This is a genomic window from Paraburkholderia atlantica, assembly GCF_009362785.1.
Taxonomy (GTDB): Bacteria; Pseudomonadota; Gammaproteobacteria; order Burkholderiales; family Burkholderiaceae; genus Paraburkholderia; species Paraburkholderia atlantica.
In genome coordinates, this window is sequence record NZ_WHNQ01000004.1 from 338,018 (window position 1) to 364,187 (window position 26,170).

Consider the following 26,170-nt stretch of genomic DNA (forward strand, 5'->3'; position numbering starts at 1 on the left):
GTTGGACTCCTAGTGGGCATCGGGCGGGGGCGCGGTGTGGCCGAACGGGCGCGAAAACAGCACGCTCAGCAAAGCGACCACGAAGCACAGCGCAACCGCCAGAAATGCGTCGGAAAACGCGAGCACCAGCGCTTCGCGCATCAGTGCCTCGTGCAATTGGGCCAGCCCCGCATTCGCGGCATTCAACACGTTGCCGCCGACTGCCGACAGATATTCAGCCTGCTTCTGCAAGATCGATTCGACGACCGGACGGCCCGCGTTCAGATGCTCGTCGAGCCGTTCGTAATGAAGGTTCAGACGGTCGTTCAACATCGTGCTGCTGACCGCGATGCCGATCGCGCCGCCGAGGTTACGCATCAGATTGAACAGTCCGCTCGCGGAGCGTAGCCGCGACGGCGGCAACGCGCCGAGCGCCATCGTCACGATCGGCGGAATACAGAACTGCTGGCCGATTCCGCGCAACGCCTGCGGAATCAGCAACTGCTGCCAGCCCCATTGGTTCGTCAGCGGCACGTACAGATAGCAGCCGATGCCAAACAGCGCGAGGCCGAACACCATCAGCATGCGCATGTCGACGAAGCGCGCGAGCGTCGAGTACGCGGCAAGCGCGAGCAACTGAAAACAGCCGACGGACAGCAACGCGAGGCCGATCTGCAACGAATCGAAGCCGCGCACACGGGCAAGAAACACCGGTGTCAGGAACACGGTGCAGAAGATGCCGATCCCGGTGATGAACGACAGCAGACTGCCGATACCGAAGTTGCGCAACGCCAGCGCGCGCAGGTCGACGATCGGTTCCTTCGCGGTGAACGCATGCACGAGGAACAGAAACCCGCAGATCGCCGCGACCCACGCGCACAGCACGATCACGTCGTCGCCGAACCAGTTCTTGCGCGGCCCTTCTTCGAGCACGTATTCGAGGCAGCCGAGAAAACCCGACATCAGCAGGATGCCGATGTAGTCGCCCTTCTTCAGCAGCGACAGATCGACCCTGTCGATATGCACGTACTTCGGCACCAGCAGCGTGACGGCGACGCCCGGCACCAGGTTCAGATAGAACAGCCAGTGCCACGACCATTGCGACGTGATCCAGCCGCCGATCACCGGACCGATCGTCGGCGCCAGCGACGCGAGCGCGCCGATCGTCGTCGATGCGATCAAACGCTGCTTGCCGGGAAACAGCACGAACGCGGTCGTGAACACGGTCGGAATCATCGCCGCACCGGTCGCGCCTTGCAGCCCGCGAAACAGGATCATCGAGTTGATGTCCCATGCGAGGCCGCATAGCATGCTCGTCACCGTGAAGCCGAGCGCGGAGAACGTGAAGAGCCACCGCGTCGAGAACACGCGCGTGAGCCACCCCGACATCGGAATCACGATGATCTCCGCGATCAGATACGAGGTCTGCACCCACGACAGTTCATCCTGACTCGCGGACAGCCCGCCACCGATATCGCGCAGCGACGACGCGACGATCTGGATATCGAGCGTCGCCATGAAAAAGCCCACGCACATCAGCGCGAATGCGAAGACCTTGGTGCGGGTCGGCTGGTCGGCGGGGTTGTCGAGATCGTGAGTCATGATCGGTTCATCCTTGCGCGGCCGGATGGCCCGCATCGACGTGCACTTTCACCGTCGCGGAGAGGCCCGGACGCAACACGCCTTGCATGTCCTTCGGCACGTCGAGGCGCACCCGCACCGGCACGCGCTGCACGATCTTCGTGAAGTTGCCGGTCGCGTTTTCCGCGGGCAATACGCTGAAGGTCGCGCCAGTCGCGGGCGCAAGGCTTTCGACCACGCCGTGCAGCGCGGTACTCGACGCGTCGAGCTGGACCTCGACGCGGTCGCCCGCGCGCATCTTGCGCAGCTGGTCTTCCTTGAAGTTCGCGTCGATCCACAGGCCGCTCGCGGGCACGACGGTCAGCAGCGACACTCCCGTGTTCGCGAGCAGACCGACGCGCGCGGTGCGATTGCCGACGTAGCCGTCGATCGGCGAGCGGATCGTCGTGTATTCCACGTTCAACGCGGCGACGCGCTGCGCGGCCTGTGCGGTCGCGATGCGCGCTTTCGCATCGCCGATCTGCGCGTCGAGCACTGCGATCTGGCGTTGCGCTGCCAGCAGCGCCGCGCCGCTCTTATCGACCGCGGCGCGCGCTTTGGTCAGATCGGCATCGGCTTTCTCGACCACCTGATTCGACACCGCGTCGTCCTTCACCAGCTCACGGTAGCGTATCTGGTCGGCCGCGCTGCGCGTCAGCTCGGCGCCCGACGCGCGGACCTCCGCGGCCTGTTCGTTGATCGCCGCGAGTTGCAGCGATTTCTTCGCTTCGAGCTCGGTGACGGCGGCCTGCGCGCTCTCCACTTCCGCGTTGGCCTGCGCGAGACGCGCGTCGTAGTCGCGCGCATCGAGACGCACGAGCACCTGGTTCGCATGCACGAACTCGTTGTCGCGCACCAGCACGTCGGTGACGAAGCCGTTGACCTTCGGCGCCATCACCGTGACGTCGCCGCCGACGTAGGCATCATCGGTCGTCTCGACGAAGCGGCCGACGAAAAACCAGTACGACGTGGCCAGCGCCAGCACGACGAGAACGGACAGGACCGCGAGCAGCATCCACGGGATACGCCGCGCCGCTCGGGCGGGTTGTACCGCGCTCGGGGGCGCGACGGTCGAGGGAGTTGTGGACATGATGTCGATATGTGCGTATGCACTTTTCAGGTTGAAAAAAAAGGCGCAGAGCGCCGGCCTCCGCTACCTTCAGCGTTTATGTCAAAGCGAATCTTTGGTGATGGCAAATAGCTCGTTGCGCAGCGCGGCCGCGCGCTCCTCGCCGAAGCGGTGCTCGAACTCGGCTTGGGCGGCGTACCAGTGGGCGCGGCCCGCGGCTAGCCGCTGTTCACCTTCGGTGGTCAGCGAGATCAGCAGCGTGCGCGCATCCGCGCCCAGCACCTCGCTCGACACGAGCCCGTCGCGGCGCAGCGGCTGGATCGTGCGGACCAGCGTGGTGCGCTGCATGCGCATGGCTTCGGCGATCTGCTTCATCGTCATCGGACCGGTGCGCTTCAGACGCCCCAGCAGCGAAAACTGCGTGATGGTCAGGCCGACATTCGACAAATGCCGATCGTAGATCTGCGATACGTGACGTGCGGCCTGGCGGATCGCAAAGCAGTCGTCGTCCAAGAGCGCTTCCATTCGCTGCACTTCCTTTGCTAGTTAGTGCATATGCACATGAAACGGCGTTATAAAACCCGCCGAGGCGGGTTCCGGTGCCGATCTAGTCCGTGATGCTGAACAGCTCCGCGCGCAGCGTCTTCGCGCGGGCGCGACCGAACTTCTTTTCGAATTCGTCCTGCGCGGCGCGCCATGCGACCGAGGCCTGGTCAAATGTGGTCTCGCCCTTTTCCGTCAGGCTGAACAGCAGCGTGCGGTTGTCGTGGTCCGCCGCTTCGGCCAGCACGAGGCCGTCGCGCTGCAGCGGCTTCATTGCGCGGACCAGCGTAGTGCGCTCCATGACCATCGCGTCGGCGAGCTCCGCCATCGGCAGGTTCGGGGTGCGCGCGAGCTTTGCCAGGATCGTGAACTGCGCAGCCGTCAGCCCCACGCTGCCGAGATGGCGCTCGTAGACTTGCGTGACGTGCCGCGCCGCCTGGCGCAGCGCGAAGCAGTTGCATTCGTCGTAGGAGATAGGGCGGTTCATGCAAGCAAGTCTATGTGTGCATATGCACGGTGTCAAGTTTTTCTGTGAGCGGCTGGCAAATGCCTTGTCGGCAGCGCGACGGCGCGCGCGTTCAGTTTGCGACTTGCCAACCACAATTGTTATGTTATAACATTTTTGGAGATCAGTGCTCCGGCGCTGTCGCTGTCTCAGAAGCGCCCACCGCGACGCTCGACAAAATCCGTCCGACCTATGAGCGGACTGTCCATACTCAATAGCCGCTTATGACCAGGTTGCCTCCCGTTCCCATCGAAACGTCGTCCTGATTGATCGACGGGCTTGCCATCGCCCGTCGTCCACCTCCAGTTCGCCTGTCCTTCCCCTGCCAGCCAGGGGCGAGGTGGGTGAGCCATTGCCGAACACTTTCGATTCATCAATCGCATCGTCCATAGAGCGAGCAACAACAATGAAAAAACGCACAACGACCGCGCAGGCGGCGATCGTGTTCTGTGCCGTCGTCTCGGGCGCATGGGGCGCGCCGGGCAACGCCGTACTGATGGGCACTGTCTCCGATCCTCTGGGACATCCCGTCGCTCACGCGAAAGTCGAGATACAGGACGCGAGCGGCGCCTCCGTCAACATGTCCAGCTCGGACACGTCGGGCCATTTCTCGATCGACGGGGTGGCACCCGGCACGTATGCGGTCGTCGTCACCGCTACCGGCTTTGCGAGCGGCAGCAGCATCGCGACGACCCAATCCGGCTCCCCGGCGAGCGTCAGTGTGCAACTGCAAAAGAGCGACACACTGGACGTGCAGGTCAACGCTCGACGTCTGAACGCCGTGCGCAACGGCTTGCTGCCCGAGACAGGCAGCAGCGTCTACCGCTTCACTCAGGCCGATATCGACACGATGCCGGCGGGCGCGAACACGCCGCTCAATCAGGTGTTGCTGCAAGCGCCCGGCGTCGCCAACGACTCCTATGGCCAGGTGCACGTGCGCGGCGAGCACGCCAACCTGCAATACCGGATCAACGGCATCATTATTCCGGAACCGATCAGCGGCTTCGGCCAGTCGCTCGACACGCGCATCATCGATCAGATGAACCTGCTGACGGGCGCCCTGCCCGCGCAATACGGCTACCGCACGGCTGGAATCGTCGACATCCGCACCAAATCGGGTGACACAGGCAACGGCGGCTCCATCGACGTATTCGGCGGCAGCCATCAGACCGTCAGAACGAGTGCCGACGTGTTCGGCAGCGAGGGACCGTTCAGCTACTACCTGAGCGGCTCGCTCGGCATGAACAATCTCGGCATCGAGAATCCGACTGCAAGCGCCAATGCGATTCACGATCACACGCGCGAGGGCAATGCGTTCGGCTATCTGTCGTATCTGATCAACCCGCTCACGCGCGTGAGCCTGCTGTTCGGCGCGACCAGCAACCAGTTCGAGATTCCGAACACGCCGGGGTTGACGCCGAACTTCGCGCTCGCCGACCACACCACGTTCGATTCGTCGCAACTTAACGAAACGCAATCGGAGCTGAACAACTTCGCGGCGCTGGCACTTCAGGGCACCAACGGCGGCGCGCTCGACTACCAGGTCGCCTTCTTCACGCGCTATACGCGCACGAAGTTCAATCCCGATCCGATCGGCGACCTGATGTTCAACGGCGTGGCATCGGAGGACTTTCATAGCAACACGGCCAATGGTGTGCAGGTCGACACGACCTGGCGAATCAGCGACAGTCACACGGTTCGCGCGGGTGTCTTCTTGCAGCAGGAGCACGCGGTATTCGACAACAGCGTGTCGGTTTTCCCAGCCGATGCGGCCGGCAACCAGCTTTCTGACGTACCCGTCAACATCCAGGACAGCAGCAGCAAGACCGGCTATCTGTACAGCCTGTACGCCCAGGACGAATGGAAGCTGACCGATCGGCTCACGCTGAACTATGGCTTGCGCTACGACCGCATGGACGAGTACACGAGCGCGAGCCAGTTGAGCCCGCGCGTGGGCCTCGTCTACACGCTCACGCCGTCGACGACACTGCACGCCGGCTACGCGCGCTACTTCACGCCACCGCCGTTCGAACTCGTATCCGGCTCGACGATATCGAAGTTCAACGGTACGACCAATCAGAGTCCGACAACCCAGAACGATCCCGTACAGCCGGAACGCAGCCACTACTTCGACCTCGGTATCACGCAGAAACTCGGCCCTGCCGTCACACTCGGACTCGACGCGTACTACAAGAAATCGACTGACTTGCTCGACGAAGGACAGTTCGGCTCCGCGCTGATCTTCACGCCGTTCAACTATCAATACGGCAAAACGTATGGTGTGGAATTCACCGCCAACTACAAACAGGACAACCTCTCCGCGTATCTGAACCTCGCCTATAGCCGCGCGCAGGGTAAGAACATCAACTCCGCGCAGTTCAACTTCGACGCGGACGAGCTGGCATTCATCTCGAACCACTGGGTGTTTCTCGATCACGACCAGCGCGTGACGGCATCGTTCGGCGCGGCATACGACTTCCACCAAACCACTTTCACGTTCGACGGCATCGTCGGCTCCGGCCTGCGCAGCGGCTTTGCGAATACCGACCGCCTGCCCGTCTATGCGCAGTTCAACCTCGGCGCGATCCAGCACTTCAACGAGCCGATGATCGGCAAGTTCGACGTCCGTCTGGTGGTGATCAACGCATTCAACCGCGTGTACGAGCTGCGCGACGGCTCGGGCATCGGCGTCGGCGCGCCGCAGTATGGTCCGCATTTCGCCGTCTATGGAGGCGTAACCAAGTACTTCTGATCAACGGCAGGGAGAACCATCATGCAGGAATGGACAGGCTTTATCGCGGCGATGCGCACCGGAGGATGGATTATGTATCCGCTCAGCGTGCTCGGCGTGCTCGCGTTGACGATCATCATCGAGCGGGCTTATGTGTTTGCCCGCTTCGCAAGCGCACCGGCGCGTCTTTTGCAACCCCCGTCAGCCGATGACAACCGTCTCAACGGTCTCGCCCCGCATCACGCGTTCCGGCGCATGGCCGCGCCGTGGCTACCCGAATCGGACTCGCCGCTGTGGCTGCGCGAGGCATCGGCACAATCGATCGCCTCGCAGATCGAGCGCGACATGGGCCGTGGTCTGTGGCTGCTCGAGACGATCGTCACGGCGGCGCCCCTGCTTGGCTTGCTCGGCACGATCGTCGGGATGATGAAATCGTTCCAGCTGTTCGGCGGCAATGGGCTCGTCGATCCGGGCGGTGTCACGGGCGGGGTCGCGCAATCGCTGGTGGCGACCGCGATCGGCTTGATCGTCGCGGTCTTCGCGCTGTTCGCGTTCAACTATTTTTCACGGCGGCTCGAGCGTCTGATGGATGAGCTCGAACTGTTCGCCAACGCGCGGCTCAGCGCGCTGCGCCTGCAACACGAGGCGCGAGGAGAGCGCGGATGAAACTCAAACGCTCGCGCACCTCGCGGCGCGGCCGCATCGAAATCATTCCGATGATCGACGTGATGTTCTTTCTGCTCGCGACATTCATGCTCGCCTCGCTGGCGATGCAGCGTCTCGATGCGGTGCGGATCAATCTCCCGTCGGGACGCGCGCAGCCGATCAGCACGAGCGAGCCGCTGACGATCTCGGTGAATGGCAACAACGAGGTCTCGGTCAATCGCCACCTCGTTCGCGCGGATCAGATCGAGCCCGAAGTGAAGCGCCTGCTGCGTGCGGACGGCAACGTCATCATCGCGGCCGACGATCACGCGGGTCACGGCGCGGTCGTGCAGGCGATGCTCGCGGCGCGACGCGCGGGCGCCGAACACTTTCTGATCGCCGTGCATCGTGATTAAAGGTTGCCGCGAACTGTTCGAGAGGCATGGTGTGGGGACGGTGCGTACCGCCGTCGCCTGTCTGATCGCGCTCGGTATCTGGTTGCTGGTGCTGATTGCGCTGTCTTCCGGATTGCTGAAGCCGAACCAGGCGGCCCCACTGCCTGCTCCACTGGACATGCGCGTGGTCGTGCTCGACGAACCTGCGCCGCCGCCCCCAAGTCCAATCGAAAAACCACCGCCCCATGCTCAAACGCAACCGCATACGCCGCCACATCACGCAATACAGCAAGCTGTGAGCAAGACGGCGACGCTCAGCGCGCCTGCTGTTCCCGCGCCCATGGCAGCTCGCGAGCAACACGAGACGCAACAGAAGCAGGCAGCGCAACCTGCCGCCACCGGATCGCCGCAAACATCCTCGGAGCACACCGCCGCGCCGAGCGCAGCCGCACCGTCGACCGCCACGGCCCGCTCCATTTCACAACCGCTACCGTCCCTGCCCGACGATCTACGCGAGCAGGCCTATCAGACGGTCGCGACAGCACGCTTCACGATCCACGCCGATGGCTCGGTCGATGTCGAACTGATCCAGGCAACGCCGAACCCCCGTCTCAATCAGCTGCTACTCGACACGTTGCGGCGCTGGCGCTTTTTTCCCGCGCTCCGCGATGGCCGCCCCGTCGAGAGCACGCAGGACATCCGCGTGCATTTCAACGTTAGTTGAGCCGTGCCTACCGGCTTGCACATCTGAAATTCGCTACGACGCGCGCTTCCAGCCTTCACCGCAGATCGGCACGCAGGTCCCGCACACCTTTGCCGAGTCGTTGGCGCAACAGCGTGCGTAACGTGGCACCGTCGACATAGCCGACCTCGGCCGCGATCGCGTCGATGCCGAGTCCGCTGCCATGGAGCAGCGACTGCGCATGCTCGACGCGCAGATCCTGAAAGTAGGCCAACGGTGATTTGCCGAGCACGTCCTGGCAACGACGCTGCAACGTACGCGCGCTCGTCGCCAGTGCGGCGGCCGCGTGCTGCAGCGAAAACCCTTCCTTCAGATGATCGCGCGCCCATCGCTCGAAACGCTGAATCAGCGGATCGGCCTGCGCCAGGTGGTTGGGAATGATGTACGGCGCCTGCGATGAGCGCAGATCCGCGAGCAGGTAGCGCGACACGAGCGCGGCCAGTTCGGGGCTCGCGCGACGGATCAGCCACAGCGCGAGATCGAGATGCCCCATCGCCGCCCCCGCCGTCACCCCAACGTCCGTTGGCACCAGCATGCGCGATTCGTCGAGCAGCACCGCCGGATAGCGTTGCCGGAACAATGGACTCAGCCACCAGGTCGTCGTCGCTTCGCGATGATCGAGCAGTCCGGTTTCCGCGACGAGGAACGTGCCGATGCACGACGCGGCAAGCAACGTGCCCTGTGCGTGCCACGCCAGCAATTGCTCCGTGGCGTCGCGCACGTCCGGCCGTTCGAGCGCTGGCACCAGTTGCTCCGGTGTGCCGGTCCCGAGCGCGGGAATGATCACCCAGTCCGGCTTCAGGTTAGCGGTGATCGCTTGCACGGGAATGGCGAACCCCTGCCCCGACTGGACCTTCCTGCGCACGCCGACGATCGACAGATCGAAGTGCGGCCGTCCGCCCATCTTCGCGGCCGCGAACCGGTTGGCGAGCGAGAACGCGTCGAGCATGACGGTGAGGCCGGTGTCGAACAGCCCCTGCAACGCGAGGATGGCGATGCGCATGGCGTAAATGACCCTAAAGTTGTCATTTGCGACGATACAGCTTTTTCCGGCCGAGGGCTACAGTGAACCCCGTTGTACATCGCAACGAACGTCGACCAAGGAGGTCACTGATGAAAGTATTCGCCATCGCATCTGCACAACCGACCCTCACTCCGGACAAGCTCCAGCAGCACATGCCCCACGAGGTGCCGGCCACTCTGCAGCTTTATCTGGACGGCAAGGTCGAGCAGTTCTGGTTCCGCGACAAGGCCGGGCCGATCTTCCTTATGAACGTCGCATCGGTCGACGAGGCCAGGTCGATACTCGACAGTTTGCCGCTCGTGGCCGACGGCCTGATGAAGTACGAGTATTTGCCGGTGGGACCGCTCGCGCCGCTCGGGCGGCTGATTCACAAGGGATGACGTTGCTGGCGGGATGAGCCGTGCCGCCGGCGTGACCGGCGGCACGCTTGCAGAAGCATCACTGCCCGATCTTCTCCGATTCAACGACGAGGTCCAGTACATAAGCCACCGACGGCCCGTCGGCAGGCGGGTTCTTGAGCGTAAAACGCTTGACGCGCACCACGTTACGAATGCCCGGCGTGTGCGTATAGCCTTCGATATTCTGATTGAACGGCTGCCACGGACCCGGTGTGCCGGTGGCCAGTCCCTGCTCGTCGAAGAAGCGTTCGCGCACGAGCAGACATTGCGCGTCGGGCATCAACGGATGCGTGCACGGCACCGACTGCGGCGCCACTTCCAGGAACGCAATTTGACCGGGGCCGCCGTAGCGCGTCTCGGCCGTCGGCACGCCGGTAAAGCTCAGCGTATCGCCGTTATCGGTGACGAGTTGCAGGCGTGGCCCGTTGTCGCGCGCGAGCAGGTTCACGTTGACGCTGCCGCGCACACGCTGCGAGATCGCATCGTCGAGTGCGGCAAGCGCGGCGTCATTGCAGGCCATCATCGTGGTGACCATCGGGCCGATCTGCAGATGCCCCTTCCTCACCGTGTAACCCGCTCCCATGTTGTTGCAGCTATTGACGACGGTGATCCGATACGGACTGAAGTCCAGTTGCACTGGCTTGTCCGGGCGGGCGAACAGCGCATCGATGCGGTTGCCGTTGCTGTCGATCGCGTTGTTCAGCTGCCAGTGGTAGCGGGTCAGCTGATCGGTGCCGGTCGGCGCCGCCGGGTTCGCCGGGTTCGCCGCGGCCGTGGTCGCCGCGGGAGCCGGCGCTGTCACTTCGGGTGTCTGCGCGCAGGCGGCGAGAACGAGCGGCAGCAGGAGCATGCGGAATTTCACGTCGGCACCTCGGTGAGTTCAGTGGTTGTTCCGGGCGTTGGCCCGCGTCGCCTGGCGAGGGGACGCGAGCATCAAGTCGCATGCTCGAAAGCCGGAAAAGCCAGTGAAGGTCACCACCCGGCCACATTACGCCGGGTTTGCGCACCTGCGTCGCTCAGGCCGCGAGCATCGACTCGACGACCGACAGCATAACGCAGGTAGATGGCGGAAATATGCTGTTCGATGTTTGCCGGGATGCTTCGTTAGGTTACCGAACTGCGGCAGGTGACGCCGGCTACGCCTTGGATACGTCGCGATGCACGGCAGGCGTGGCGTGAAGTCTCCTGAGCCGGGGGCGCAGCATCAGATAGAAGGCGGCGACGTGCGTGATCGCCAGCGTCGGTACATAGATGATCGGGATCACGTACAGCGCGCCCAGTTCTCCTGAATGCGCGGGCAGATCGGCCGCTGTCGCGTGGTAGTAGTCGAGAATCAGATCGGCCATACCGACCAGATTGAAAGCAACCACGAATGACCAGAACAGCGGCCGCATCCGCGCAGTCAGTAGGGCCAGCATCGCCAGCACGCCGGTGGCGAAATCCCCATAAGCGGCGAACGCGGCGAAGCTCGCGGACAGTTGCGGGCTGACGACGCCAGGCAGCAGGAACGCGAGCCCGAAGAAACGGAAGCTGTGCAAGGTGGCGATCGCGCGTTGCGCGTCGAATGGGGTCATCGACCTGAGCTTCGGCCACACGTAGGTGCCGAAGCACAACAACCAGGCAACGTAGCCCAGAACGAGATGCATCTGAAAGAGAAGCCGCGCTGACATGATGCCTCCTGTCGAATGTTGGATGCGCAGGTGATAGGTGTACCATCGTCTCGCGCGAGCGACTATTCCTCACAATGTTGACAGGCTATGAAGCAGAACTTCACAGTCAGGCAGGGTGCACTCGACGGCGTCGAGGTCTTCCTCAGCGTGGCCGAGCATCGCAGTTTTCGCGGGGCCGCCGCGGCACTCGGCGTGACGCCGTCGGCCGTCAGTCAGGCGGTGCGTGTGCTCGAAGCGCGCATCGGCGCGACGCTGTTCATTCGCACGACGCGCAGCGTCGGCTTGACCGAAGCCGGCGAGCGCTTTCTGGCGCGCGCCAAGCCCGCTTTCGAGGAACTCGTCGCCGCCAGCGAGGTGGCGCGCGGACTCGGCGAGCGGCCGTCCGGCCTGTTGCGTCTTTCGGTGCCTCGCGCGGTCGTGCCGATCCTGCTGGAACCGCTGATCGCGTCGTTCTGCGAGGCCAATCCCGAGGTCGAGGTGGAGATTGCGGCCAGCAAGGAGCTGATCGATCTCGCGGCGGAAGGCTTCGACGCCGGCATCCGGCTGGGCCAGTTCGTTGCCGCCGACATGGTCGCGGTGCCGCTGACGGCGCCATTCCGCTTCGTCGTGGTGGGGAGTCCTGGCTATTTCGCGGCGCGCAGCCGCCCCGAGCACATCGACGATCTGCGTACGCATGCCTGCATTCGCTGGCGGCGCTCGGGCGGCGCGCTCGCCTTGTGGTCGTTCAACGACAACGGGCAGCCGATCGAAGTCGCCGTCACCGGTCCGTTCATCGCCAGCGATTTTCTGGGCATGCTGGGTGCGGCGAACGCAGGCATCGGCCTTGCCCAGCTACCCGAGCCGATGGCCGCCGAGGGGTTGCGAACCGGAAAGCTCGTGCGCGTTCTGGATGCGTATGCGCCGATGATTCCGGGCGTGTTTCTCTACTATCCGAGCCGCCGCCAGATCATGCCGAAGCTGCGTGCGTTCATCGATCATGTGAAGAGCCGCACGGCAATTACTCAAAATGGACACTGATTGCCTGATCGACGGCAACCGCTACCAGCACATTAGCCCTGTAATATCGACCGCCCAAGAACTATCAACTCGTTGAACTGTGTTACCAGTTCGAAACATAAAACAAACGACAGCGTATAAGACGGCCCGGGACATCTGTGCATCCACCTCAGAATCGGCACCGAAATACGTGTCCTGACGGCGTCCCGAGTCATTATCCATGTGATGGCCGCTCCAATCGCCGCCCCCGCGATTATGTCGGTCGGATAGTGCCATCCGAGATAAACGCGGGGCAGACATATGAAGATCGCGGTGTATAAAAGCGCGAGCACACCGGCGCCGCGCGACACCAGAAAGATCCCGGTTGCGACCGAAATCCACAACATCGCGTGATCACTTGGGAAGGAACTCCAGGCTGGCAACACCGCCGCTTCCAGACCACCCGATGGAAAACTCAGATGTAGCTCGGGATTAAAGAGAGGCCGTACACGGAATGGCAAATAATGGGCAATCACCCTGAATATCGCGAGCGCAAGAAGGCCGCTCGCGATCGTCGCGACGACCATTTCACGCTCCCAATCGCCACGCTGGCTGGGTTTCAACCATATCCACCACAATACGGGCATGAGCACCAAACCCTTGAACGTGTATAGGTCAGCGATGATTCTTATTGCGTGATTCAACATGACGCAACTCAGCGCCATGTGCGTCAAGAAAGTTTGGATTGCGGTATCGAAAGGGTTCATTTGTTACAAGTGTCCGCAAAAACCTTCGAACGATCGGTGCGATAGCGAACGTTTGCGCTACTCGCGACCAGCCAGTCTCCTTCTCTTAAGCAATTCTTCAGCATGGTTACCTTACGATCCCGCCGAACCGACAAGACCAACAACCGACGCGCATTCAAGGGAGCTCTCGCCATGCAGTTGCTGTTGATGGCAAAGGATGAGTTGATCGCTGGGCCGGTCGTCGATACACCCTGCGCGCGTTTTCACTCGCTCGGAACTCGAAGCCAGGATATGCGATCCACGCGAGGAAATCGCCAGCAATGCCATCGAAGTGCAGGTGTGTGGCTTGCGACGAAAAATTGGCGCAGGACGGATCGTGACGGTACGCGGCGCAGGCTATTGTCTGCGAACACCTGACTCGAAAGTCCGCTTCGCTGGCTAGCGGACGTTCCTGTTTAAGCGCGGTTACCCACTTCGTTGCGGGAAACCATCGTGAGGGCGAGTCCGACCAGAACGAGAGCCACTCCGACCACGAACGATGGACCGACCCTGTCGCCGAACATGAACGATGCAGCGGCAATACCGAAGACCGGCTGAATGAACTGCACGCTCGCGGCAACTCGCGCCGGAACGATACGTAGCAGCTTGAGCCACATAAACAGGCCGGCGACAGTCACGATCACGCCGAGATATACGGCGGCTGATACACCCTGCGTGGTAACGTGAAATGGAACGTGCCACATCTCCCACGCCGCCCACGGCAGCAGCGCAACGAAGCCGAACAGCGTACTCCAGGCTGCAACCGTCGCAGTGCCATAGGCGGTCGTGAGCTCGACGCTCCAGACGTAATAGAACGCAATCGCGAGCGCGGACAGCAGCACGCAAATTGCGCCGCCCGCCGTGGTATCGGATAGCATCGCTGCGCCGTGCTCGCGGGCGAACGCGACCAACGCGATGCCCGCGAATGCCGCGAGAAGTCCCAGCTTTTGCCAACCCGATACCTGCTGTTTGAGGCGCAGCGCGGCAAAGAACACGATAAAAACCGGAATCGTCGCGGAGATGATGGTGCCGACAGACGCCGAAGTGCCCGCAACACCAAAAGTCTGCGCGACCTGTCCGATGCCGATGCCCAGCACGCCTAACATGGCGACGCGCGGCCATGCGTGCCGCGGCAACGGATGCCGGCCTACCGCGAAGATGAGCAGTAATGGCACGGCTACGGCAAAGCGCATTGCGGTGAGCGTCAGCGGCGGTAGCGACTCGAGTCCCAGCTTGGTCACCGGTATCGATAGTCCCCACATCACCGCGAGGACTAACAATGCGCCGAAACTCCGCATCGTGATTGTCTTGGCTGCGTGGTCATTGACGACCGCCCCGGAACGGGCATCACTCAGGCTTGGGCTCGACATTGGCGTTGGTGCGGAAAAGACATTGAACGGAGATCTTCGCGGCAGCGCAGATCGTTGACAAACGATTTGTCGTCATATAATGCGTGAGCGAAACTCACACGTAACGACCCGCTATGTTTGATCGGCTTCCACCGCTGCAAACCCTGCGCGCCTTTGAAGCGACCGCGCGTCTTCTGAGCATGACGCTGGCCGCCGAGGAACTGCACGTGACCCACGGCGCAGTGAGCCGGCACATCAAGACGCTCGAGAATCATCTGGGTGTTCCGCTGTTTCGCCGCCTCACGCGCCGGATCATCCTGACCGATGCGGGAACAGAGTTTCACTTTGCTGTAGCCCGGCTACTGGGCGAACTGACGAGGGAAGCCGAGAGCCTGCGCGGACACGATGGCCTTGCAAGCATGACGATCAGTACGAGCGTTTCGTTCGCGACCAAGTGGCTGGCACCGCGCCTTCATCGCTTCAAGGCGATACATCCGGAACTCGATGTGCATCTCGACGTGATCGATCGCAATGTTGATCTGGACGATGGTCAGGTCGATGCAGCCGTGCGTTACGGCGGGGGTCGCTATCCTCGCGTCCAGTCCGAACGGATTCTCGAAGAAACCGTGACACCGGTTTGTAGCCCCAGCTACCGCGAGGAAGTCGGCGGGTTGACGAATCCGGCTAGCCTCACACGTTGCACGCTGCTGCATGAAGACCGGATGTTGGCAAATTGGGAACAGTGGTTCGCTTATGCAGACGTGAACAGGAGTCGCAGGGGTCGAGGGCCCGCGTACAGTCATGGAAGCATGGCCATCGAGGCAGCCATTCGTGGCGAAGGCGTAGCCCTCGGACGCAGTGCGCTGGTAGGCGATGACATCATGGCTGGACGCCTTGTCGCGCCGTTTCCCGAGATTCGGCTCAAAGTCGAGCGCGGCTATGATCTGGTCTATCGCGTCGGCAATCGCGACCACCCCAAGGTCTGCGCGCTGCGCGACTGGTTAACCGCCGAAGTACGACGATTTCTTGCAGACACGAGATGAGTGCTGGCTTCGGCCAGGAGCGGCATCGTGAGCTATGGCGCTAATCCGGGTGCGTCGCAATCCAGGCGTCGAGTCGGAGCGAAAGTTGGAGGCGGATATGGCAAGCGAGGACCGCAACGAAAAGGCGGAGCCAGCGATGGTGCCGCAAGTCGCAAACCCGGGGATCATACGGCCGCCTTTTGTCTACCTGGGTGCAATCGTCGTTGGCGTGTTGCTGCATTTCGCATGGCCAGTTCAGCTTGTGCCTCATTCAGCGAGTGGACCACTCGGGGGCAGTGCAGTGCTGGTCGCTGTCGTACTGTTTGTCTGGGCCGTGCGCACGCTTCGGGCCGCTGACACCCCCGTGCCGGGAAATCGGCCAACCACCGCGATCGTATGCAAGGGGCCCTTTCGATACAGCCGCAATCCCATCTATCTGGCCTTTTCCTTGCTCCAGCTAGGCGTTGCGTTCTCGGTCAACAGCCTCTGGCTACTAGTCACCCTCGTGCCAGCGGTAGCGCTGATGTCGCTCGTGGTTATCCCGCGCGAAGAGCGCTATCTGGAAAGCCGCTTTCCATCGGAATACCTGCCCTACAAGGCGTCTGTGCGTCGCTGGCTGTGACCGCTTTCTAAAAGAGTGGGTTCCGGACTAGCGATAGTTCACGAAGTCGATCAGATCGTTGAGGAACCACGGCAGTATCAATTGCGTGTCGGAATAGCTGGTGCCGACGGTCAGTCGCGGTGGTCTCGCAGCGGCGTCGGGAGCGTGCAGTATGTAGGCGTTCGTATCATGCGCCGCCTGCGGATTCGCCGGCGACGAGGTCGACGCGCAGCCGGCAGCGAAAACGAGAACTGCTGCGAAGCAAAGAGCCTTCATGAGCGGGTGAACTCCGGCGACGTTTTCTCCATTATGGCCGAACTCGGTCGAACACCGGCACAAGCCGCGCCCGCTTCACAACGCCTGCACGGTCACGCCCACTTCCATCCGATGCGCGCCGCCGCCGAGAATCGTCCCGCGCAGCAACGATACGTCGCTGTAGTCGCGCCCGATCGCGAGCGTCACATGATCGAGATCGGCGAGCACGTCATTGGTCGGATCGAGATCGATCCAGCCGCTGCCCGGACAATGCACCGACACCCACGCGTGCGAAGCATCCGCGCCGATCAGACGCGGATGGCCCGGCGGCGGATCGTTGCGCAGATAGCCGCTCACGTAGCGCGCGGGCAAACCGAGCGAGCGCAAGCAGCCGATCATCACCTGCGCGAAATCCTGACACACGCCGCTTTTCAATTCGAATGCGCGTTCGGCCGGGGTATCGAATAGCGTCGCCGACGGCTTGTACGCGAAGTCCTCGTGAATGCGATGCATCAGATCGATCGCGCCGGCGACGAGCGGCCGGCCCGGCGTGAAGCTCGGCGACGCATACGCGCGCAGCGACGGCCGCAGTGCAATATTCGGCGACGTGAAGCAATACTCCGCCTCGGGACGGAACGCCCCGCCAACGCGAAACCGCAGCGCCTCGGCCACCGTCTCCCACGGCGGGGTAGCCTCGGCGTCGAGGTTGGTCCAACGCGGCGTCAGCGCGACCGTGGTCTCGCTGACGAGCTGCAGACGCTCATGCGGTGTATCGAGCGCGAAGTACAGCACGTCGTTGCCGAACGCATCGATGCGGTTGTGCCGATACGACGGCTCCGGCTCGATCCGCTCGCTGCGCGATATCACTCGCTGCCACGGACACGCGAGCGGCCTGATCGTCGCCAGATGCTGCGCGGTTTCGACATACGTCGAGTAGTGGTAGGTAGTGCGATGCGAAACGGACAGCACCGTCGGCGCGTGCTTCATACCCACACCTGCGAGGCGACCGTACTCGCGTGACTGAAATAGCGCGCGCTGATCTCGTGCGCGGCCGCATTGGCGAAGCCGCCGATCTGATCGCACAGCGCAATCAGCTTGCCGTACGACCCGTGTTCGTCGACCTCGCACAGCGATTCGAGCGACGGCAGCATCTCGACCGGCGGCAGCAACTCCGCGAACGGCCGATGCCGAACGCTGCCCGCCGCGACGGCGATCTCGCCGAGCTTGTTGCGCAGCCGTTCGTACACGCCATAAATGCCGCGTGGATTGTGCGGCTCGATCACGAGCAGATCGAGCAGCGCGGGCACTTCGAAACGCCCCGGGTACAGCGACCGATACGTGAGCGTGCTGTCGAACATCTGCAGCAGCAGATCGAAGCCGGCCGGCGTCGCGAGCTGGCCGTTCGCGGCGACGCCGCGCATGAACGCCGCCATCGTCGCGACGCGTTCGATATGACGCCCGACGAACAGCAGCCGCCACGCTTCATCGCGCGTCATGCGGTCGCCCTGCGCGCCGCTGATCGCCGATAGCTGCACCGACAGATGCTCGAGCGCATTCGCGAGCGTCACGCGATCGTAGCGATCGAACGCACTGCCGCTGCTCGCGGCACCCGCGCCGCCATTGCCCGCGCCCACGGCTGGCAGCAACAGCTGCAACGCGTCCTGAAAGTCGTTGCGCGCCGCGAGGATCATGCGCCAATGATCATTCGACAACCGCCCGCGCACTTCGCCGTTCGCGCGCGCCTGGCAACTGAGGTTCTGGCTGATGCTGACACTGCCCGCGCTTTCGCCGAGATTCGCGACGAGCGCGCGCTCGAAGCTCTGCGGCGATACGGGCCCGTGCGGCGACGCCAGGTCGCCAGGCTGCACGAGGCCGCACCATGTCGCGAGTTCGACCAGCGTCGCGAACATCGCGTCGGCGTCGTTGCCTTCGAGGGAGCCGAGAATCAGCCGCAGCAGACGCACGTTGTTTTCCGCGCGCTCGCCGTAGCGGCCGGCCCAGAACAGGTTCTCGGCGGCGCGGCTCGATACCGTCCGATGCTTGCGCGTGAGATCGGCGGGCCGCATCGGTGAAGGCAGCAGCGTGAACGTCGAGCTCGGCTGGCTCGACAGCACCCAGGTATCGACGCTGCTGCCGCCATGCTGCATCGATACCGTGGTCTGACGCTCGGCGGCCATGCGCGTGAAGCCGCCCGGCATCACGTGCCAGCCGCCGTTGACGTCGGCAATCGCATATACGCGCAGCACCGACGGACGGCCGCCGATCGTGCCCTCCTCGTAGCGCGGCGTGCAGGAAAAGCGCTCCTCCTGCTGGATCGTGAACGCGTCGGGCGAGGCGTCGATACGCTCGCGCCATGCCGCGAGCGGCTGTCTGCCACCCTCGATGCCGGGTGGCGCGTCGCGTCCCGCGAGCGGCCAGGTCGGCACGATGAACGCGTTGTCGAGATGCGCGAACGCATGCTCGCGCGCCGCCCGTTCGCCGCACCACCAGGTCGGCACGCCGGGCAGCAGCAGTTCTTCGCCAAGCAACGCTTCGGCGATGCCGGGCATGAAACCGTGCAACGCCGGCGACTCGGCGAACCCCGAGCCCGGCACGTTCGACACGATCACATTGCCCGCGCGCATCACCTGTAACAGCCCCGGCACGCCGATCGTCGAATCGGCGCGCAGTTCGACCGGGTCGCAGAATGCGTCGTCGAGACGGCGCAGCACGACGTGCACGCGTTCGAGGCCTCCCAATGTCTTCAGATAGAGCCGGTCGCCGCGCACGGTCAGATCCTTGCCTTCGACCAGCGTGACGCCGAGATAGCGCGCGAGAAACACATGCTCGAAATAGGTTTCGCTGTACGGCCCCGGCGTGAGCAGCGCGATATGCGGTGAAGCGTCGGCGCTTTCCTCGTCGCGCATCGTCGCTTGCGCGGCCTGCACGAGCGTCGCGATCAGTTGCGAATAGAGCGGCGCGAGCCGGCTCACGCGCAGCGAGCGGAACGGTTCGGCGAGCAGCGTCGACACGATCAGGCGATTTTCGAGCGCGTAGCCGAGACCTGACGGTGCCTCGGTGCGATGCGCGATCACGCTCCACTCGCCGTCCGGCGTGCGCGCGAGATCGAGCGCGACGACCTGCAGATACTGGCCACCGGCCGGCGTGAAGCCCTTCACCGAACGCAGATAGCCCGGATGGCCGAACACCAGCGCGGGCGGCAGTTGGCCATGTTCGAGCAGCGTCTGCGGTCCGTAGATATCGGCGACGATCGCGTTGAGCAGATGCGCGCGCTGCGCGACGCCGCGCTCGAGGCGCGCCCACTCGGCCTCGCTGATCAGGAACGGCAGCAGGTCGAGCGCCCATGGCCGCGACTTGCCGTTGTCCGCGTAGACGTTGTAGCTGATGTCGTTGTCGCGGATCTGCTGCGCGATCGACGCGTGATGGTCCGCCAGCCGCGCCACGCCGTCCTCGTCGAGCAGCGCGAAGAACTGCCGCCACGGTTTGCGCAGCGCGCCCGACGCGTCGCGCAGCTCGTCCCAATGTCCGTCATGACCCGGCAGCAACCGCAACAGGGACGAAGCATCCGCGGGCATCGCGGAAGCTTCGAAGGGCAAGGTCGATTGAAAGGCCAAGGTCGTGTGGTGTCAGTGATGCGTGTTGCTCAACTGTGGCGCAGATCGAGCGTGAATGGAAACTCGAGGCTGCGTTGCGGTCTGTCCACGGCGAGCGGCCCCGGTGTATGACCCGACGCGAAGAAACGCGCGCGTCGCCGGCTTTCCGCCTCGTAGGCGTTGACCGGGAAGGTCTGATAGTTGCGCCCGCCCGGATGAGCGACATGATACTGGCATCCGCCGAGCGAGCGGCCGCTCCATGTGTCGACGAGATCGAACGTGAGCGGCGCGTGTACGCCGATCGTCGGATGCAGTGCCGACGGCTGGGACCACGCGCGAAAACGCACGCCGGCCACGTATTCGCTGACGCGGCCGGTCGGCTGCAGCGGCACCGGCACACCGTTGACGCTCAGCACGTGACGATTACCGTTCAAGCCCAGCGCGCGCACCTCCAGCCGCTCGACCGACGAATCGACATAGCGCACCGTGCCGCCGCCGGTACCCTCCTCGCCCATCACGTGCCACGGTTCGAGCGCGTTGCGGATCGTCAGATCGATGCCGCTCAACGTCATCTCGCCGACCAGCGGAAAGCGGAATTCGAAGTGCGGCGCGAACCACGCGCTATCGAAGGCGAAGCCCGCTTCGCCGAGTTCGGCGAGCACGTCGTCGAAATCCATCTTCACGAAGGTGCCGAGCAGGAAGCGGTCGTGCAGTTCGGTGCCCCAGCGGGTGAGCCGCTGCGTGTACGGGATGCGCCAGAATCGCGCGACCAGTGCGCGCAGCAGCAATTGCTGCACCAGACTCATGCGCGCGTGCGGCGGCATTTCGAAGCCGCGCAACTCCAGCAGACCGAGGCGGCCTGCGGGTCCGTCGGGGGAATACAGTTTGTCGATGCAGAACTCGGCGCGGTGCGTGTTGCCGGTCACGTCGATCAGGATGTTGCGCAGCGCGCGGTCGATCATCCATGGCGGCAGGTTGCTGCTGTCGCGACCGCCGAGCAGATCGACCTGCCGTTGCAGCTCGGCGAACGCGACTTCGAGTTCGTAGACCTGGTCGTTGCGCGCTTCGTCGACGCGCGGTGCCTGGCTCGTCGGTCCGATGAACAGCCCCGAAAACAGATACGACAGCGACGGATGGTTGTGCCAATACGCGATTAGGCTCGCGAGCAGATCGGGCCGCCGCAGGAACGGACTGTCGGCCGGCGTCGCACCGCCGAGCACGAAGTGATTGCCGCCGCCGGTGCCGGTGTGGCGCCCGTCGAGCATGAACTTCTCGCTGCTCAGGTAGCTGTGCGCGGCCGACTGATACAGGTACTCGGTGTGATCGACGAGCTCGTCCCAGTTCGCGGCCGGATGAATGTTGACTTCGATCACGCCGGGGTCCGGCGTCACCTGCAGCACTTTCAGGCGCGGATCGCGCGGCGGCGGATAGCCTTCGAGCACGATCTGCATCTTCAGCTCCTCGGCCGTCGCCTCGACCGCGGCAAGCAGGTCGAGATAGTCGTCGAGATCGGTCAGCGGCGGCATGAACACGTGCAGCAGCGTGCGGCCGCTGCCGAACGCATCGGCTTCGGCTTGCGGCCCGGCCGCGCGCTTCGGGTCGCGTGCCTCGACGCATACCGCGGTGCGCAGCGTGTCCTTCGACGATTCGCCACGCGCCGGCATCCCTTCGTCATGGCGCGGCGGCGCATACGCGAGCACGCCGCCGTGCGGCATACCGCTCAACAGATCGGCGGCCGACAGCGACAGCGCGGCCGCCTGCCGCGCGCTCGCATGTTCCTCGGCGATCGGCCGGCCCTCGCGCCCGCCTTCGTACTGCACGCGCAACTGCGCGGCCGTGCGCAACGGCTGCGGCGGCGCGAACGGATCGTGCGCGTGCTGATACGGATAGTCGGTCTTCGACACCCACGGCAGCGAATCGAGCGGCAGCCGGTAGCCCATCGGCGAATCGCCGGGGATCAGATACATGCGTTCGTCGCGGAAGAACCAGCGGCCCGTGATCCACGTCGGCGCGATACCCGGCATGCCGCGCTCGCGGCCGATCGGCAACACGTAGCCGGCCGGGTTCGCGAGCCCGGCGTCGAACACGCGGCGCAGCCGCACGCGTTCGAGCTCGTCGTCGAGGCGCGCATCGAACGGATCGACGTTGACCGGCAGGCGACGCTCGCGCCACAGGTAGTACCAGGTGTCCTCGTAGCCGGGCTGGATGCAGTCCGCGTCGAGCGACAGCTTCGCCGCCAGATGCGCGATGAAGCGTTGCGCGTCGCCGGCCGTGTAGCGGCCCGGCTCCCGTTCATCGGCGAACAGAGCCGGGTTGTGCCAGCATGGCTCGCCGTCGGCGCGCCAGTACAGCGACATCGCCCAGCGCGGCAGTTGCTCGCCCGGATACCACTTGCCCTGGCCGATATGCAGGAAGCCGTTCGCGCCGTAGCGTTCGCGCAATCGGTCCATCAGCGCGACCGCGTAGCCGCGCTTGCTGGGTCCGAGCGCGTCGGTGTTCCATTCCGCGGCGTCGCGATCGCGCACCGATACGAAGGTCGGCTCGCCGCCCATCGTCAGTCGCACATCCATGTCGGCGAGTTCGTAGTCGACCCGCGCGCCCATCCTCAGCACGTCGTGCCACGCGGCTTCGCTGTACGGCTTCGTGACGCGCGGCGACTCCAGCACGCGTTCGATCGACATCGTGTGTCCGAACTCGACCTCGCATTCGTCGACCGCGCCCGAGATCGGCGCCGCACTGCCCGGCTCCGGCGTGCATGCGACCGGGATATGCCCTTCGCCCGCCAGCAGCCCCGAGGTGGGATCGAGCCCGACCCAACCCGCCCCTGGCAGATAGACTTCGCACCACGCGTGCAAGTCGGTGAAGTCGACCTCGGTGCCGCTCGGGCCGTCGATCGATTTGACGTCGGGCGTGAGCTGCAGCAGATAGCCGGACACGAAGCGCGCCGCGAAACCCAGTTGCCGCAGCGTCTCGACGAGCAGCCAGCCGGTATCGCGGCACGAGCCCGACGCGTTGATCAAGGTTTCCTCGGGCGACTGCACGCCCGGCTCCATCCGGATCAGATAGCGGATCTCGCGTTGCAGCCGCTGGTTCAGCGCCACCAGGAAGTTCGCGGTGCCGGCCGGCGTGCGGTCGATGCTCGCGACGAACCCGGCGAAACGCGGCGTCATCGGCCGCTTCACGCAGTAGGGCGCGAGCTCGGCCGCGAGTTCCGGCGCGTAGTCGAACGGAAACCGCTCGGCCGATGGTTCGAGGAAGAAGTCGAACGGGTTGTAGACGGCCATTTCGGCGACCAGATCGACGCTCACCTTGAACTCGCGCGTCTGCTCGGGAAACACGAGCCGCGCCTGATAGTTCGCGAACGCGTCCTGCTGCCAGTTGATGAAGTGCCTCGCGGGTTCGACGCGCATCGAGTACGACAGAATCGGCGTCCGACAATGCGGCGCGGGCCGCAGCCTCACCACTTGGGGCGACAACGTAACCAGTCTGTCGTAGCGGTAATGAGTAACGTGATGCAACGCGACGCGTATGGACACTCCTGACTCCTCGACGAAAGGTGCAGCCCGCCAAAAAAGCAAGCTCTATGCCGTTGTTGGACAAACCCGCGTGAATCGTTTGGCGCTGCCCGAATTGGCTGTGCGTTTTGCGTATCCGTTGTCTTGCCGATCGGCCGCGTCGGACCGTGCACCAAAGCGGCGCAGCACCGATGCACGATCATGATCGTACTGTGCGTTAAAGCGGTGACGTCTGGCAATCGCGGCATGAAGATTGCGATCGTTCGTCACCGCAAACGATATCGCACCGACAACAAGGCCCGCCCGATGAAAACCTTCCACTGCAATCGCTGCGCGCAACTGGTGTTCTACGAGAACGTCCGCTGCGAGCGCTGCGAGTCGCTGCTCGGCTATCTGCCTGAACTGGGCGAAATCAGTGCGTTCGATGACGCCGGCGACGGCCGCTGGCGCAGCCTGCATCCCGAGGCGAACGGCGCGCTGTTCCGGCAATGCCACAACTACGCGGTCGAAAACGTCTGCAACTGGATGATCCCCGCCGATTCCCCCGACACGCTGTGCCGCGCCTGTCAGTTGACTCGCACGATCCCGAACCTGAGCGAACCGGAAAACCGGCTCTACTGGTACCGGCTCGAAGTCGCGAAACGGCGTCTGCTGTACACACTGGGCGAGCTCGGCCTCGATGTGCAATCGCGCGACGCGGACCCCGAGCGCGGTCTCGCCTTCGAATTTCTCGCCGACGGCGGCAATGGCGAGCCCGTGATGACCGGTCACGACAACGGGCTGATCACGCTGAACATCGCCGAGGCCGACGACGCGCATCGCGAGAAAGTGCGCACCGCGATGGGCGAGCCGTACCGCACGCTGCTCGGACACTTCCGCCACGAGACCGGCCACTACTTCTTCAGCCAGCTGATCGAAAACGAGCCGCGCTGGCTCGAACCGTTTCGCAAGCTGTTCGGCGACGAGCAGGCCGACTACGGCGAAGCGCTGAACGACTACTATCGCGACGGCGCGCCGGCCGACTGGCAGGCGTCGTACATCAGCGCGTACGCAACGATGCATCCGTGGGAAGACTGGGCGGAGACGTGGGCGCACTATCTGCTGATCGTCGATGTGCTCGATACGTCGACGTCGTACGGACTCGCGCTGCTGCCCGACGATCCGAGCGAGCCGACGCTGACCGACCGCACGCCGGTCGAGGATGCGAGCTTCGCCAATCTGATGAAGCGCTGGTTTCCCCTCACCTATGCGCTGAACAGCCTGAACCGCAGTCTCGGCATGCCGGACGGCTATCCGTTCACGCTCGCCGCGCCGGTGGTCGACAAGCTGCGCTTCGTGCATCGCGTGATCGCGGCGGCGGGCGGCAAGCGCGACAAGCGGGGCGACCGCGAGCACATGAGCGCATAAAAAAGCCCGCTGGCGGATCAGCCCGGCAGCGGGCTTTCATCACGCGGTCATCGCTTCAGTACGCCACATAAGGCCCTTTCCCACCCGGCGTCGACTGCTGCTCGATCGCCGCATAGACATTGCGGCCGTAGAAGAACGGCAGCCCCCAGTCGAACACCGTCGACGTGACGAACGCCGGTCCCGCCAGCAGCGGCAATGCCGAGTCGCCGCTATAAGTCTGCGCGATCGACATCGCATTGCCGACGTTGAACGTCACCGGGCTCGTCGTGCCGTTCACACCTTCGATCATCGCGCTCAACTGCTGCGTCGAGCTCGGGCAGTAATACGCGCTGTTCGGGCTCGCGCAGGCCGGCATCAAGGTGGTCTGAAAGAAGAGTCCCGTCGAGCCGCTGTCCATGATGCTGCGCGGATACGTGGTGCCGTTCTGCACCGTCGTGAACGTGCCGTTCGACGGACTCACGCCGATAACCTGCGCCGCGCCGAGCGCATTGTTGCTCTGCGTGCCGATGCCGAATACAAGTTGTCCCGACACCGATGGCGCACCGCCCGACACGGTCGGCAGACTGAGCATCGAGCCGTTGTTGTCGGTCGCGAAGTACGGCACCGGATTGGCGACCTGATACGTCTCCGCGAGCGGAATCGACGTGCAGCTCGCGCCGCTGCAACCGTAGTAGGTAGCGGGAATCGCCTGCTGCACGCAGTTCGCGCCGCAGTCGTGCTTGAACACGCCGATGCCGAGAATGCCGTTCGCCTGCAAGGTGCCCGGCGTGTTGCGCGGCGCGCCGACGGCCGCGCAATCGCCCGGCAGCGACGCGTAGCCCGGGTCGATCACCTGGATCGGCAGCGACGCGGCTTTCTCGCCGGCGATCTGCACATCGGCGAGCTTCACCGCGCCCCACGTATAGCCGTCGAAGAACTGCATGCATTCGGCGACGAGATTGCCCGCGCCGTCCTTCTGCTGCGGCAGGCTCACCGACGCGGGCAGTTGCGACGCGAACACGCGCACGCCCCACGAGCCGGTATCGACGAGCACGTGATCGATCGTCTGGCAGTTGCTGGTGCCGGGCGCGCAGATCGTGATGCTGACGAACGGCATGTTCGGCACGTTGCTGATTCCTGAGTCGACCGTCACGCGCACCGCGTTGGCGGCCAGCACCTGCGGCGACGGCGACGTGTTGGTCACGGTCGAACCTGATGAGCCGGTCGAGTTGCCGGACGTGCTCGAATTAGCCGTGGTGCTCGCACTGCTGCCACCACCCCCGCCGCCGCACGCGCTCAACAGCAGCGCCAGAACCACCACGGGCGTCGCGCCCAGCAGAGTCATCCACGAAGACCTGGATCGCATGA

23 protein-coding genes and 1 pseudogene are annotated in these 26,170 nt (G+C 63.9%); 10 read left to right on the forward strand and 14 right to left on the reverse strand.

Annotated features, from left to right (window positions below):
• Window positions 1-9 precede the first annotated feature (9 nt).
• The 4 genes from GCT19_RS08135 to GCT19_RS08150 all read right to left on the reverse strand — a co-directional run bounded on the left by GCT19_RS08135 (window position 10) and on the right by GCT19_RS08150 (window position 3,698).
• Window positions 10-1,581, reverse strand: a complete 1,572-nt coding sequence (locus GCT19_RS08135; protein ID WP_026228437.1) for a DHA2 family efflux MFS transporter permease subunit — start codon at window positions 1,579-1,581, stop codon at window positions 10-12.
• Between the two features lie 7 nt (window positions 1,582-1,588).
• A complete protein-coding gene (locus GCT19_RS08140) occupies window positions 1,589-2,689 on the reverse strand; it encodes an HlyD family secretion protein (RefSeq protein WP_026228436.1) in 1,101 nt (366 codons plus the stop codon).
• Window positions 2,690-2,770: 81 nt separating this feature from the next.
• Complete coding sequence (locus tag GCT19_RS08145; RefSeq protein WP_152851583.1) at window positions 2,771-3,193, reverse strand: MarR family winged helix-turn-helix transcriptional regulator; 423 nt, start codon at window positions 3,191-3,193, stop codon at window positions 2,771-2,773.
• 82 nt (window positions 3,194-3,275) lie between these two features.
• Complete coding sequence (locus GCT19_RS08150) at window positions 3,276-3,698, reverse strand: MarR family winged helix-turn-helix transcriptional regulator (protein ID WP_152851584.1); 423 nt, start codon at window positions 3,696-3,698, stop codon at window positions 3,276-3,278.
• Between the two features lie 424 nt (window positions 3,699-4,122).
• Between GCT19_RS08150 and GCT19_RS08155 the strand changes: the two genes are divergently transcribed.
• From GCT19_RS08155 to GCT19_RS08170, 4 genes are read left to right on the forward strand one after another with little or no spacing between them, the layout of a single operon-like run.
• The gene (locus GCT19_RS08155) at window positions 4,123-6,468 is read left to right on the forward strand and encodes a TonB-dependent receptor (protein ID WP_018434135.1); all 2,346 of its coding nucleotides are present in this window, start codon (window positions 4,123-4,125) and stop codon (window positions 6,466-6,468) included.
• Window positions 6,469-6,489: 21 nt separating this feature from the next.
• A complete protein-coding gene (locus tag GCT19_RS08160) occupies window positions 6,490-7,113 on the forward strand; it encodes a MotA/TolQ/ExbB proton channel family protein (RefSeq protein WP_018434134.1) in 624 nt (207 codons plus the stop codon).
• Window positions 7,110-7,508 (forward strand): ExbD/TolR family protein, encoded by a 399-nt coding sequence (locus GCT19_RS08165; RefSeq protein WP_018434133.1) that lies wholly within the window; start codon window positions 7,110-7,112, stop codon window positions 7,506-7,508. The genes GCT19_RS08160 and GCT19_RS08165 overlap by 4 nt, the downstream gene beginning before the upstream one ends.
• A 40-nt stretch (window positions 7,509-7,548) precedes the next feature.
• A complete protein-coding gene (locus tag GCT19_RS08170) occupies window positions 7,549-8,211 on the forward strand; it encodes an energy transducer TonB (RefSeq protein ID WP_227717651.1) in 663 nt (220 codons plus the stop codon).
• A 55-nt stretch (window positions 8,212-8,266) separates the two neighbouring features.
• On the opposite strand, the gene GCT19_RS08175 is transcribed toward GCT19_RS08170, so the two are convergent.
• Window positions 8,267-9,232 (reverse strand): GlxA family transcriptional regulator, encoded by a 966-nt coding sequence (locus GCT19_RS08175; protein WP_152851585.1) that lies wholly within the window; start codon window positions 9,230-9,232, stop codon window positions 8,267-8,269.
• Window positions 9,233-9,342: 110 nt separating this feature from the next.
• Between GCT19_RS08175 and GCT19_RS08180 the strand changes: the two genes are divergently transcribed.
• Window positions 9,343-9,633, forward strand: a complete 291-nt coding sequence (locus tag GCT19_RS08180) for a hypothetical protein (protein WP_013092268.1) — start codon at window positions 9,343-9,345, stop codon at window positions 9,631-9,633.
• Window positions 9,634-9,691: 58 nt separating this feature from the next.
• On the opposite strand, the gene GCT19_RS08185 is transcribed toward GCT19_RS08180, so the two are convergent.
• Together GCT19_RS08185 and GCT19_RS08190 are read right to left on the reverse strand one after the other, a co-directional pair.
• Complete coding sequence (locus GCT19_RS08185) at window positions 9,692-10,513, reverse strand: DUF4377 domain-containing protein (RefSeq protein ID WP_321576775.1); 822 nt, start codon at window positions 10,511-10,513, stop codon at window positions 9,692-9,694.
• Between the two features lie 274 nt (window positions 10,514-10,787).
• Entirely contained in the window at window positions 10,788-11,321 is a 534-nt protein-coding gene (locus GCT19_RS08190) for a hypothetical protein (protein WP_018434129.1), read from the reverse strand.
• An 87-nt stretch (window positions 11,322-11,408) separates the two neighbouring features.
• Between GCT19_RS08190 and GCT19_RS08195 the strand changes: the two genes are divergently transcribed.
• Window positions 11,409-12,338, forward strand: a complete 930-nt coding sequence (locus GCT19_RS08195; RefSeq protein ID WP_152851586.1) for a LysR family transcriptional regulator — start codon at window positions 11,409-11,411, stop codon at window positions 12,336-12,338.
• A gap of 32 nt (window positions 12,339-12,370) precedes the next feature.
• On the opposite strand, the gene GCT19_RS08200 is transcribed toward GCT19_RS08195, so the two are convergent.
• Window positions 12,371-13,063 (reverse strand): phosphatase PAP2 family protein, encoded by a 693-nt coding sequence (locus GCT19_RS08200; RefSeq protein WP_018434127.1) that lies wholly within the window; start codon window positions 13,061-13,063, stop codon window positions 12,371-12,373.
• A gap of 229 nt (window positions 13,064-13,292) precedes the next feature.
• Here GCT19_RS08200 and GCT19_RS08205 point away from each other — a divergent pair.
• A pseudogene (locus GCT19_RS08205) lies at window positions 13,293-13,484 on the forward strand (helix-turn-helix domain-containing protein); the annotation flags it as partial.
• A 13-nt stretch (window positions 13,485-13,497) separates the two neighbouring features.
• Here the strand turns inward: GCT19_RS08205 and GCT19_RS08210 are convergent.
• Window positions 13,498-14,361 carry a DMT family transporter gene (locus GCT19_RS08210; RefSeq protein ID WP_227717650.1) on the reverse strand — a complete coding sequence of 288 codons (864 nt, stop codon included), beginning with the start codon at window positions 14,359-14,361 and terminating at the stop codon, window positions 13,498-13,500.
• 203 nt (window positions 14,362-14,564) lie between these two features.
• Here GCT19_RS08210 and gcvA point away from each other — a divergent pair, with 203 nt between their 5' ends.
• Both gcvA and GCT19_RS08220 read left to right on the forward strand, forming a co-directional pair.
• Window positions 14,565-15,473, forward strand: a complete 909-nt coding sequence (gene gcvA / locus GCT19_RS08215) for a transcriptional regulator GcvA (RefSeq protein ID WP_152851587.1) — start codon at window positions 14,565-14,567, stop codon at window positions 15,471-15,473.
• 97 nt (window positions 15,474-15,570) lie between these two features.
• Window positions 15,571-16,074 (forward strand): methyltransferase family protein, encoded by a 504-nt coding sequence (locus GCT19_RS08220; protein WP_227749213.1) that lies wholly within the window; start codon window positions 15,571-15,573, stop codon window positions 16,072-16,074.
• A 27-nt stretch (window positions 16,075-16,101) separates the two neighbouring features.
• Here GCT19_RS08220 and GCT19_RS08225 read toward each other — a convergent pair whose 3' ends face one another.
• The 4 genes from GCT19_RS08225 to GCT19_RS08240 all read right to left on the reverse strand — a co-directional run bounded on the left by GCT19_RS08225 (window position 16,102) and on the right by GCT19_RS08240 (window position 23,437).
• Entirely contained in the window at window positions 16,102-16,329 is a 228-nt protein-coding gene (locus GCT19_RS08225; protein WP_018434123.1) for a hypothetical protein, read from the reverse strand.
• Window positions 16,330-16,404: 75 nt separating this feature from the next.
• A complete protein-coding gene (locus GCT19_RS08230) occupies window positions 16,405-17,295 on the reverse strand; it encodes a transglutaminase family protein (protein ID WP_152851589.1) in 891 nt (296 codons plus the stop codon).
• A complete protein-coding gene (locus tag GCT19_RS08235; RefSeq protein WP_152851590.1) occupies window positions 17,292-19,883 on the reverse strand; it encodes a circularly permuted type 2 ATP-grasp protein in 2,592 nt (863 codons plus the stop codon). Before GCT19_RS08235 ends, GCT19_RS08230 begins: the two co-directional genes overlap by 4 nt.
• Before the next feature lie 68 nt (window positions 19,884-19,951).
• Window positions 19,952-23,437, reverse strand: coding sequence for a transglutaminase family protein (locus GCT19_RS08240; protein ID WP_321576776.1), 3,486 nt, complete (start codon window positions 23,435-23,437; stop codon window positions 19,952-19,954).
• 285 nt (window positions 23,438-23,722) lie between these two features.
• On the opposite strand from GCT19_RS08240, the gene GCT19_RS08245 reads away from it, so the two are divergent.
• Window positions 23,723-24,823 carry a zinc-binding metallopeptidase family protein gene (locus GCT19_RS08245; protein ID WP_152851644.1) on the forward strand — a complete coding sequence of 367 codons (1,101 nt, stop codon included), beginning with the start codon at window positions 23,723-23,725 and terminating at the stop codon, window positions 24,821-24,823.
• Between the two features lie 55 nt (window positions 24,824-24,878).
• Here GCT19_RS08245 and GCT19_RS08250 read toward each other — a convergent pair whose 3' ends face one another.
• Window positions 24,879-26,168, reverse strand: a complete 1,290-nt coding sequence (locus GCT19_RS08250) for a DUF3443 domain-containing protein (RefSeq protein ID WP_193727383.1) — start codon at window positions 26,166-26,168, stop codon at window positions 24,879-24,881.
• Window positions 26,169-26,170 lie beyond the last annotated feature (2 nt).